General features: G+C 69.7%; 1 pseudogene. It reads left to right on the top strand.

The window, feature by feature from the left end:
* Nucleotides 1-84: 84 nt before the first annotated feature.
* Nucleotides 85-735, top strand: a pseudogene (locus D8M34_RS18635) (ABC transporter ATP-binding protein); the annotation flags it as partial.

Raw genomic sequence — 735 nt, 5'->3', positions numbered from 1 at the left:
CCCCCGTGCTGCGCCGTCGAGGACCGGCTCGTGAGCCCCTCCCGAAGCACCGGCAGAGCCACCGACCGTGAGCAGAGGAGTCCGATGGCATCCGTGACGTTCGACAACGCGACCCACGTGTATCCCGGCGGGGAGCGAGCAGCAGTGGACTCGCTGAACCTGGAGCTGGGCGACGGAGAGTTCCTCGTACTGGTCGGCCGGTCGGGTTGCGGGAAGTCGACCTCGCTCCGCATGCTCGCCGGGCTCGAGGACGTCTCGGCGGGCAACATCCCCCTCCGACACCAGGCCGTGCGGCACCTTCTCCCGCCTTACCGCGACACTCCGCTGGTCTTCCATAACTACGCGCTGTACCCCCACATGACCGTCGGCGCGAACGTGGCCGTAGCCCTCCACATCGCCAGTCCACCCCCGGCGGAGATCCGCGTCCTGGCCCCGCCCGCGCCGGACCGGCGTGACCACTCTCTGCGTGACCCACGACCAGATCGAGGCCATGACCATGGGGGATCGCGTCGCCGTGCTCAAGGACGGTCACCTGCAGCAGTGCGCCACGCCGACCGAGCGCTACGCCCGACCCGCGAACGCGTTCGTCGCCGGCTTCATCGGCTCCCCGGCGATGAACCTCCACGAGCTTCCCGTGATCGACGGGGAGGCACGGATCCAGGACTACCCGGTCCCCCCTGTCACGAGCAGAGCTGTCCGGCCTGGACCGAGCGGCGAGCTCGGTGCTTCTCGGCT

The sequence above is a fragment of the Microbacterium sp. HSID17254 genome, from assembly GCF_003989315.1.
Lineage (GTDB): Bacteria > Actinomycetota > Actinomycetes > Actinomycetales > Microbacteriaceae > Microbacterium.
Note: the sequence above shows the minus strand (reverse complement) of the source record. Positions and strands in the feature narration are given on the sequence as shown.